Genomic DNA, 8,925 nt, shown 5'->3' on the forward strand with positions numbered 1-8,925 from the left:
TCAGATGAGTTGAGCTGCGATGGCTTCGGCGAGCGGCAGCGGGACGCCGAGGCGGTTGCGAAGGGTCGCGGTGTCGATGGGGGCGCCGGTCCGGGCGCGGTGGTCGTCCGCGACCTTGCGCGCGAGGGCGACGAGGGCGGGCGGAACGGGAGCCGCCGCGGGCGGAGCCGAGTCGGGGGGCGACGGTTCTTCAGTGGCGGTCGATGACGCAGGCGCGGCCGGTTGCTCCCGAACCCCGCCGTGAGCGAGGAGCGTCCCGCCCAGGAAGGCGATGGCGGGCCACCCGGCGACGACGATCCGCAGCCAGGCCGGTACGTCGTTCAGGTCGAGCAGCCCGGCGGTGGCGACGTTGGCGCCGAGCGAGGCGGTCAGGGCGACGATGAACCAGCACCACCCGGCCGCTTTCGCTCCGCCGGAGCGGAGTCGCCGCCATGCGGCCACCATCAGCAGGTCGACGGAGACCGGATAGGCCCAGGCCTTCCATCCGTGCTGTCCGGCAGCGGAAGCCAGGTCGTGCAGGTGAGCGAAGGACAGCGCGGCGGCGATCAGCGCTTGGACGAGCACGGCGTCAACGCGGACGGGCAGGGCACGCACGGCGCCACTCCTTCCGGATTCGGGCATGGAGGGGGTAGGGACTTGGCGCGGGACGGCCGCGCCGACCGTGGGAAGCGGGTACGGCTACTCGGTGACCGGGCGGGGAGTGGCTACAGTCCCGGAGTTCTTCACGGGCACTGGCGGGACGTACGGCCGGAAGGGCGTGAGCGCCGGTACGTCGGGCGCGAGGTGGGCCGTCTCACGGCAGGTGGCCGCAGCGTCGGCGAGGGAGAGATGCGGGGTACGGATGCGGGACCAGCCGCCAGAGGTGTCCCCGACGACGGCGAGACCGGGCAGCTCGGCGGCGATGGCACAGGCGGCGAAGACCGCCTCAGGGGCAATGTCCCCGAGCGCCATCTTGGCGGAGGCTTCGTCGTTGACGCGGTGACACACCCGGCCCGTGAGCTGAGCACGGAGCATGGTCGCGCCCTTGCCCAGCTCGGCGCCGAACCGCTGTCCGCAGACCTCCAGGTAGATCCCGGCGGCCCGGCCGAGCTGAGCGAGGCGGATGAGCTGGGTCACCATCTCGTCCCGCCGTTCTTCCTCCTTCCGGGTGGCGACGAGGAACAGTTCCGCCACCTCGTCGATGAACAACACGAGGGGGTAAGGGCGTTCGGACTCCCGCAGCCCCCAGATATCGGAGGTGATCTGCTCGTCCGGGGTGCCGGGTGCGAGGCCCTGCCGAGCCTTGATCAGGTCGTACCGGTCCTCCATTTCCCTCACGAGCACGGGCAGCAGCTCGGCCGCCTGATCGGCATCGGTCGCCAGCGCCGACAGTCGAGGAGCGAACGGTGCCAGCTCGACACCGCGCTTGCAGTCGATGCCGACCAGGACCACCGGTTGGACGGCGAGCCCGGTGAGCAGGTTGCGCAGGTACATGGACTTGCCGGACAGCGTGGCGCCGAGGACGAGTTCGTGAGGTACGGCGTGGTAGTCGCGGACGAACGCGGTCGAGTCCTCCCGCAGCGCCACCGGCACCCGGAGTGGGCCACCAGGGACCCGGCGAGGCATCCGTACCTTGCGGAGCACATCGAAGCCGACGAGCCGCAGCTCCACGACTCCGGGCTTGACGTCCCGCACGTACACGGCGTGGACACCCCAGGCGTGCCGCAGCCGTTCGGCCGAGGCCGCGACGTCCGCAGGTTCCTGGCCGGGGGCGAGCCGCAGCCGTAACCGCAGTCCGGTCGTGGTGGGCCGAATCAGGCCCCGGCGAGGAGGTACGGGCCGAACCTCTCGCCGTGTGGCCGCCTTGACCGCCAGCGCCCGCCAGCGCGACGGCTCGACCGTGAGGCCGCACGCTTCCATGGTCGAGGAGTACGAGGCCAGCAGGCGGACCACGGAAACGGGCAGTCCGACCGTCGACCAGTACGCCGCCGGGTGGGCGTGCCGGGCGTAGGCCGCACCGCTTATCGCAGCGAGCGACCCGCCCAGCTCGGCCCATGTCACCAGGTCGGTCATGACAGTCAGCCCGCCTGAGCCATCGGGAAGGCGCCGGGCATCACGGCCGTAGCGCGGTAGGCGATGCCGTGCCGCTGCTGGCCGTTGAACACGCTCTCCCACGGCCGAGCCACAAGGCCCGGCAGCGAGACCGGAGCACCGACGGTCAGCCCGTCCGTGACACCGCTCTCGGGGATGGTGACCTGGATCAGCGACGACTCACCCTCGTCGATGTAGACGACGCCGACCGTCATCAGGGCCTCACCGCTCACGGCGTCCTTGGCGATCTCACCGGTCTGCCGGTCGCGCACCTTGGGCGCCGGGGCCTCGGTGAGCAGGATCGTCGCGGCCGAGGCGTCGATGCGGATCACACGCACAGGTAACTCTCCTTCTTGGACAGGTGATCAACCCGCCACCTGACAGGTTGACTTAGCAAGTTTGAAGCTAGAGATGCCAGGTTGACTTGTCAAGTGAGCTTGTTGGCGAACTGGCCCCGACCGAAGGTCAGTTCAAGCGATAGGTGTCTTCAAGTTCCTGCCGGTCCCCTGGAAGGACCACGTCAGCGACTTGCAGTGCCTGCCCGGACGCGTCGAGCGCGACGACCAGCACACTCAGCACCGGCACGGCGTCCGGCAGCTCCAGGAGAGCGGCTTCATCGCTACTGGGCAGACGAGCGGAGACCCGTTCCGTGACGTGATCGAAGCGCACCTTCCTGCGCGCCTCCAGATGCTCACGCGCACTGCCGCTCAGGACTTCAGAGGCGCCAAGGTCGGTACCCTCAGCCAGATCGGCGGGGAAGTACGACGAGACCAGCTCAGCAGGTTCGCCGTCGGCCTCAACGAGAAAACGCCGCATGAGGACATGAGCCTTCTTGGGCAACCCCAGCATCGAAGCTACGCGAGCCGGAACCGGCACACGACCGGCCTCGACCAGGCGCCCGGAAGCCCGTGACTCGTCACGCTCCAGCGCCTCACGCCCCCGACGATCCTTCTGCTCGACGACTTCAGGACGGCCCCGGACGATGGTCCCGTAGCCCTGCCTCGACTCCAGCCAGCCATCCCGCTTCAGCAGATCGAGCGCCCGCACGACAGTCGGGCGGGACATGCCGAAGGCTTGCACCAGTTGGTTCTCACTGGGGACCCGGGTGCCCGGCGGGTACGTACCGTCCTCGATGCGACGCTGGATCGTCTGCGCGAGGCGCACGTACTTCGGTGCCTCCACTTCATACGCCATGAACGCCGCCCGTCGAGATTGGCCAAGTCAACTGGTCAACCAGACTAGCGGCCACTCCCCCGCCGCTGTAGAAGCGGAGCGTATTGCCCTCAAGACGGCCAGGCATCGGCCATCTCGAAGGAGACCAAGGTGCCGCCGAAGCGACTGGGGCCCGCGTACCAGGACTCGGCGAGGGCATCCACGAGGAGCAGCCCGCGCCCGTGCGCGTCATTGGCATCCGGGCGTCGCATCCGCACGCTCGCCGGGAAGCCGGGATTGTGCACGCCTACCCGCAGTGAAGCACCCCTGCGGAACCACTCGACACGCACAACCCACGTCTCATCCGCCCGGCCATAGACGATGGCATTGGTGACCAACTCCGAGATCATCAAGGCGCAGTCGTCGACCGAGCAGGCGGGATCGTACGGCGCGATGAACTTCCGGAACCACCGCCGAGCCAGCGGCACCGATTCCGGCAGAGGGTGCAAGGTCATCGCTCCGAGGGGTACCGAGTCGCTGGGCCCGTTGCGGGCCGCGGGGATGTTGCCCATCCGTGCTCACTCCTTGCCGCTGCCGTCGCAGTCCAGGCAGCGCCGCTTCGATGTGGCACGGGCACGATCATTGGCCGTGGACAGCGCCAGAGCCGTACGGGAGCCGACGCGCTTCCAACCGCGCCCCCGGCATCCCCGGCAAGTGGACTGCGCGCCCCCATCCGGCCGCTGACTCATCACGCCGTGCCCCCTTCCAGTAAGTGGCCTTAGCCACTTACTGGATAGTGGCATTGGCCACTTGCGGAATGCAAGCGGTAAGCCTCAACTGACAACCCATCAGGTGAGCGGGTACCCCTGCTCGAAGGCCCACCGGTGGGGCGGGTAAGTCGCTTCGGCGAACTCCAACGGCCGGTCCTGAAGGTCGTAGACGACGTGATGGACGACCAGGACTGCCGAGCCGGGTTCAAGCCGAAGGTCGGCCGCCTCCTCCTCGGTGGCCTGCCGGGCGCACATCCGATCCTCGGCGTAACTCCCCTGCCGCCCGGTCATCTTCTCCACGTACATCAGCGTGCCCTCTTGGATGCGCTCAGGGTCGGTGAGCTTCGGCGCCCGCTGCCCGACGTCCGGGGCGAACCAAGAGGTGGAGAGCGTGATGGGCCCGTCCTGGTTGTTGGTCACCCGTCGCCGATGCACCGCTTGCCGGTCCTTGGCCAGCCCCAACGCCTCAGCGACATAGTCCGGAGCCTCCAGCCACCCCGCCGAGGTGATGACCGCGTACTCGCCGGGCGTGTAGATCTTCCCCGTCTGCCGAGCGCGCCCGTACAACTCGCGTGCGCGCCTGTTGACTTCCAGACTCCGCACGTACGTGCCCGACCCCTGACGCTTCTCGACCAAGCCCTGGTGACTCAGCGCCTCAAGCGACCGTGCAGCCGTGGGCCGGGATACCTTCCAGGTCGCGGCGAGCTGCCGTTCCGACGGCACCTCGTCGCCCGGCCGCAGGTCGCCCCGAAGGATCTGATCGCGGATGTAGTGCGCGATCTGGAGATACTTCGGCTGAGCCTCCTCAATCTGGGGCATCCGCCCTCCTTGTCCAAGTGGCTATGGCCTCTAGCCACTATAGGGTGAATGGCCAATGCCCGACCCCGTAGGCTGACCGCATGACGCGGTTGATCGTCGCAGCAGGAGGAGGGGGCGACGCGGTCGCCGCCGCAATGCTTCACGCCGCCCTCTACGGCGACGAGGACCAAGCGGTGATCCTCACGTACGCATGGGACCGCCTCCTGATTGACCCGATCCCAGGCCCACGAGGCCCACAGGACTTCACTGGCCTCGAACAGCTCACCCCAGCGGTATGGACAGTCCCAGCCGAGGCCCGCCCAATCGCACCAGCAGGCTCCACGCTCCCCCGCCTGGCCGCGGAACTCCCCCACACCTTCGCACTGATCGACCCGCACCAAGGCGCCCAGGGCATCACACGCCAACTGGAGGAGCTGGTGGAGCACTTGGCGCCAACGTCCATCGACCTCCTGGACGTAGGCGGCGACATCCTGGCCCGAGGCGACGAACCAACCCTCAAGAGCCCGCTCGCCGACGCCCTCACACTGGCCGCGTGCTGCCAGGTGAACGCCCCGGTCCGCCTCCTAGTGGCAGGCCCAGGCCTGGACGGCGAGTTGCCGCCCGAAGACGTACTCGACGCAGTCGGCCCGGCGACCCACACCTTCACGGCGAAAGACGTGGACCCCATCAGCTCAGTCCTGGAGTGGCACCCCTCCGAAGCCACCGCGATGCTCGCAGCGACGGCACGAGGAGTACGAGGCACCTGCGAGGTACGCGACGCAGGACTACCCGTACCCCTGACAGCCGAAGGCCCGGCAGTCCACGAGGCCGACATGGACGAGGCCCTGAGCCGCAACCAGCTGGCCCGCGCGATCCTGCACACCGCCAATCTCTCCGAGGCGGAAGCACACAGCCGCGAAATCTGCGGCTACTCCGAGATCGACTACGAACGCAACAAGGCGGCATGGCTCACCGAACAGGCACCGTTGGACCTGAACCCGGAGACGGTTTTGGTCAGGCTGGACGATTTCGAGGCCGAGGCCCGCAGCCGCGGAGTCACCCACACGACGTTCCGCCACCTCACCGAGGCCCTGAACCTCAACGGCACCCAGCGCCAAGACCTACGCGAGCTACTGATCAACAGCCGCCCAGAGCAATACGACGCACCCTTGTGGCGCATCACAACCACGCCTGAGTAACAACTTTCTTCACGGGTTCAAGGCGGCTCGCTCCGCTCACCGCGCGCGGCCCGGCCCTCGGCCGGGCCTGCGCTCCTGTCTCCGCCCCGCTCCAGCCCGGCCGGTGTCCATGCCGCGCGCACAGCAATCAGCCACTTGCCGTTGAAGGGGTACGTCGTGGCTGGGACGGTCGGCTCCACGGCTTTACGGAGCCACTTTGGCGCGAGCCTCGAAGATCACGGCCCCAACGTCGTGCTTTAGGCAGGTCCACTACCTGCCCGACGCGCCGAAAGCTTACGGGGCCATGATCACTCGCGCCAAAGCAGCGCCACCCCAAAGCCGCTCCACCGACCTTGCTGCTACCCTCCAGCGCCAGTAGATATGCAGAGGGGGAGGCCAACTTGGACAAGTTCTACGCCGCTTTCACGGCGGCGGTGCTGATGCTTTTCTTGACAGTAATTATTCATCCCATATCGAAGCGACTGGAGGCCCTCTCGCGAAGGTGGTACAGAGTTCAAGCGGTAAGCGTCCATGTCGAGAAGGATCCTTCCATTGCCTGGGCTGGATTCCCTAACTGGATTGCTGCGTCAGCTTGGCTACCAGAACTTCCTGCAGGTGCACCGCAGCATCCAACGGATTGGTCAATGTGGGCGAAGGGAATCGGTGGAGCGGATGCCGCCATGACCTACCTCAAGATCACTGTGACGTGTCGAGAGATGACCACCGTTGTTGTCGACCCGCCTAAACTTCGCTTCGAGCAGCTCCCACTCGGCAAACCGCCAAAAGGTGTTGTAGTTACCTGCCGGGCGGGTGGTGCCGCTGTCGAACCTCGCCGAATTCAAGTGGACCTTGACTCGGGTACGACCAGGTGGGTAGGAGCCGATGGCGAGCCAATGCAGTCGCTAAGCCTCGCGTTGGATAAAGGTGAGACTGAACAGTTCTACCTTTTCGCCTCAGCTGGTGAGGGTCGCCATAAATGGCACCTTGAACTGCCGATTCTAGTTGACGGTAAGCGTGAGGTAATTCGTATCGACGATGATGGCGCTCCGTTCGTTACGTACGGAACCGATGGGTTCACTGAATATCTATGGATTGACGACGAGTGGATCAGGCGAGATTCCTTGTGACGTAGATGAGCGGTCCGATCGTAGAGTAATGCGGCCGACAGCGGCCTTGCCCATCGAGGTGATCCGTGGATTGGGATACGTACCGACTGTTGCGCGGCAACGCGCCCGAAGGCGTCGACCCGCACCGCGTGACAGCGTGGGCTGTCGCAACCAGTGAGGCCGGAGGGCGGTCCCCGTCTCAGTTTCCGTCTCATTCAGCCCCGTTCAGGGCCGTTCAGGCAAGACCACGAGTCGGCTGCAGCCCACGAACGGGCCGCCCATGAACGCAGGTGAACGCCCCCGCACACACCCCGTGCCCCCACCACCACAGTTGGAAAGCGTGTTGGAGGCGCCGAAGCTCCGACAGGCATCGGGCCGTGGGATGTCAGGGCTCGGGTGGGGTCTGCCGAACGCCGGTGCATGCCACCAGAGCGTTGCCGTCCTGGTCGAGGAACAGCATGAAGACCCACGATCCGTCAGCAGCCCTGACCTGGCCCAGTCGAACCGGTCGGCCGTGTCGATCGAGGCGGTGCACGGCCTGCTCCAGGCCGGTCGTCTCGATGCCCTTCCGGAGGGTGTGCCTGAGGCAGCGTCCGTAGATTCGGGCGAGTGACTCGGCGGACGTCGTGCCGTCCCACACAATGTAAGAAGCGCCAGCACGGAGCGCAGCTCGAGCAGCCGCCGACGTTTCGTCGTCACCCCCCAGCAACTGTTCGATTCGATCCCGCTCCATGGCCTCACCCCTGACCAGGATCGTGCTGTACAGCAGCGAAGTACAGCAACCCCAGCAACCGGCAGCACCCAACCGAGGCCCTCATCGGCCTCCCGGCGGCCTGTATGACCTTCAACGACCGATCTCTGTAGAGCTACGGATCAGAAGCCTTCTGACATCCACAGCTGACATCAACGACGCCGGACAAGGGCGTACACCAGCGACTCTGTCCGGCCGTCACACCAGTCGTTGGCCCCAGTCGTAGCGGGCTCGGATCGAACTCCTAAAGCGGTGCTCGCACAACGCCGCGGCTGACACGGCAGCGGCAGAGTGCTAGGGGGGCTCAGTCCTCGCCCACCTGTAGCAACACCACGGTGAAGGACCCGCCGTTCCCCGCAACAACCCCATCGAAGGTATGCCGGGTGACCGGGTTCCATGCCCGTGCTCCGAGCGAGAGGTCGATGATGTTCGTGTACCAAGCGGTCTCGTAGCCCAGCAAGCGAACAACACGTTCCGCTGCTCTACGGGCGTGGGCGCGGTCTCGGCGTCCTGAGCCCGGGAACACGAGGTCATAGGTCGCCAAGTAGGTCAAGAGCTCCGCTGCGCGCTCAGCGTCGATCTGCAAGAGTGCGTCGTCGACTTCTACTGGTGTGTCCGGGCCGACTGCACCTTCCACTGCGTACTGCTTCCAAGCCTCTTCGGCCTCGGCGGCCACTTGGCGAACGATTTCCGGAACGGATCCGCCGGCCTCGTCGACGACACGTCCGAAGACCCCGTCTTCTCGCGACAGAGAGCCCGTAAGAGCGCACAGTTCCGCAGCTACGTCCACTATGCCATTCTCTACTGGGCCAGCCCCAGACCCGGCCACGGCTGTGCGGCATCGTGCGATCGGGCGGTGAGTGTCTAACTGCGTGACAACGCCGACGGACAGCGGCGGACGAGCACGGAAGCCCGCGGACCATGGCCGCAGGTGAATGGCGCACTCGCCGCAGGTCGAGCCTCCGCCCAAGTTGCTTCGGGACGAAGAGCCAGGTGCGACCCATCGGGTCGGGAGTGTTCAATGATCGGCGGATCCGATGATCAAGGAGACGCCTCATGAGCGACACCACCATCGAGCAGATAGCGGGCGCGGATGTCGA

General features: G+C 66.5%; 9 protein-coding genes. 2 read left to right on the top strand and 7 right to left on the bottom strand.

Features of this window, described 5'->3' with window-relative positions:
* The 6 genes from ABZ659_RS20760 to ABZ659_RS20785 all read right to left on the bottom strand — a co-directional run bounded on the left by ABZ659_RS20760 (position 1) and on the right by ABZ659_RS20785 (position 4,811).
* Positions 1 to 594, bottom strand: coding sequence for a DUF2637 domain-containing protein (locus ABZ659_RS20760; protein WP_360221878.1), 594 nt, complete (start codon positions 592 to 594; stop codon positions 1 to 3).
* Positions 595 to 678: 84 nt separating this feature from the next.
* Positions 679 to 2,052, bottom strand: a complete 1,374-nt coding sequence (locus tag ABZ659_RS20765; RefSeq protein ID WP_360221881.1) for an FtsK/SpoIIIE domain-containing protein — start codon at positions 2,050 to 2,052, stop codon at positions 679 to 681.
* 5 nt (positions 2,053 to 2,057) lie between these two features.
* On the bottom strand, positions 2,058 to 2,408 hold the full coding sequence (locus tag ABZ659_RS20770) for a hypothetical protein (RefSeq protein ID WP_210924143.1): 351 nt from the start codon (positions 2,406 to 2,408) through the stop codon (positions 2,058 to 2,060).
* Positions 2,409 to 2,535: 127 nt separating this feature from the next.
* Positions 2,536 to 3,264 (bottom strand): GntR family transcriptional regulator, encoded by a 729-nt coding sequence (locus ABZ659_RS20775; RefSeq protein ID WP_360221884.1) that lies wholly within the window; start codon positions 3,262 to 3,264, stop codon positions 2,536 to 2,538.
* Positions 3,265 to 3,353: 89 nt separating this feature from the next.
* A complete protein-coding gene (locus tag ABZ659_RS20780) occupies positions 3,354 to 3,794 on the bottom strand; it encodes an ATP-binding protein (RefSeq protein WP_360221887.1) in 441 nt (146 codons plus the stop codon).
* Positions 3,795 to 4,070: 276 nt separating this feature from the next.
* Positions 4,071 to 4,811, bottom strand: coding sequence for a GntR family transcriptional regulator (locus ABZ659_RS20785; protein WP_210924146.1), 741 nt, complete (start codon positions 4,809 to 4,811; stop codon positions 4,071 to 4,073).
* 80 nt (positions 4,812 to 4,891) lie between these two features.
* On the opposite strand from ABZ659_RS20785, the gene ABZ659_RS20790 reads away from it, so the two are divergent.
* Positions 4,892 to 5,989, top strand: a complete 1,098-nt coding sequence (locus tag ABZ659_RS20790) for a DUF1152 domain-containing protein (RefSeq protein WP_360221890.1) — start codon at positions 4,892 to 4,894, stop codon at positions 5,987 to 5,989.
* 380 nt (positions 5,990 to 6,369) lie between these two features.
* Positions 6,370 to 7,095 carry a hypothetical protein gene (locus ABZ659_RS20795; RefSeq protein ID WP_360221893.1) on the top strand — a complete coding sequence of 242 codons (726 nt, stop codon included), beginning with the start codon at positions 6,370 to 6,372 and terminating at the stop codon, positions 7,093 to 7,095.
* A 1,034-nt stretch (positions 7,096 to 8,129) separates the two neighbouring features.
* Here the strand turns inward: ABZ659_RS20795 and ABZ659_RS20800 are convergent.
* Positions 8,130 to 8,615, bottom strand: coding sequence for a hypothetical protein (locus ABZ659_RS20800; RefSeq protein WP_360221896.1), 486 nt, complete (start codon positions 8,613 to 8,615; stop codon positions 8,130 to 8,132).
* Positions 8,616 to 8,925 lie beyond the last annotated feature (310 nt).

The organism is Streptomyces sp. NPDC006997 (assembly GCF_040635175.1).
GTDB lineage: Bacteria > Actinomycetota > Actinomycetes > Streptomycetales > Streptomycetaceae > Streptomyces.

What these genes read in the sequence shown, in the direction of transcription:
- ABZ659_RS20765 (WP_360221881.1), bottom strand. Translation starts at nt 2,052, where the DNA reads ATGACCGACCTGGTGACATGGGCCGAGCTGGGCGGGTCGCTCGCTGCG.
- ABZ659_RS20775 (WP_360221884.1), bottom strand. Translation starts at nt 3,264, where the DNA reads ATGGCGTATGAAGTGGAGGCACCGAAGTACGTGCGCCTCGCGCAGACG.
- ABZ659_RS20780 (WP_360221887.1), bottom strand. Translation starts at nt 3,794, where the DNA reads ATGGGCAACATCCCCGCGGCCCGCAACGGGCCCAGCGACTCGGTACCC.
- ABZ659_RS20785 (WP_210924146.1), bottom strand. Translation starts at nt 4,811, where the DNA reads ATGCCCCAGATTGAGGAGGCTCAGCCGAAGTATCTCCAGATCGCGCAC.
- ABZ659_RS20790 (WP_360221890.1), top strand. Translation starts at nt 4,892, where the DNA reads ATGACGCGGTTGATCGTCGCAGCAGGAGGAGGGGGCGACGCGGTCGCC.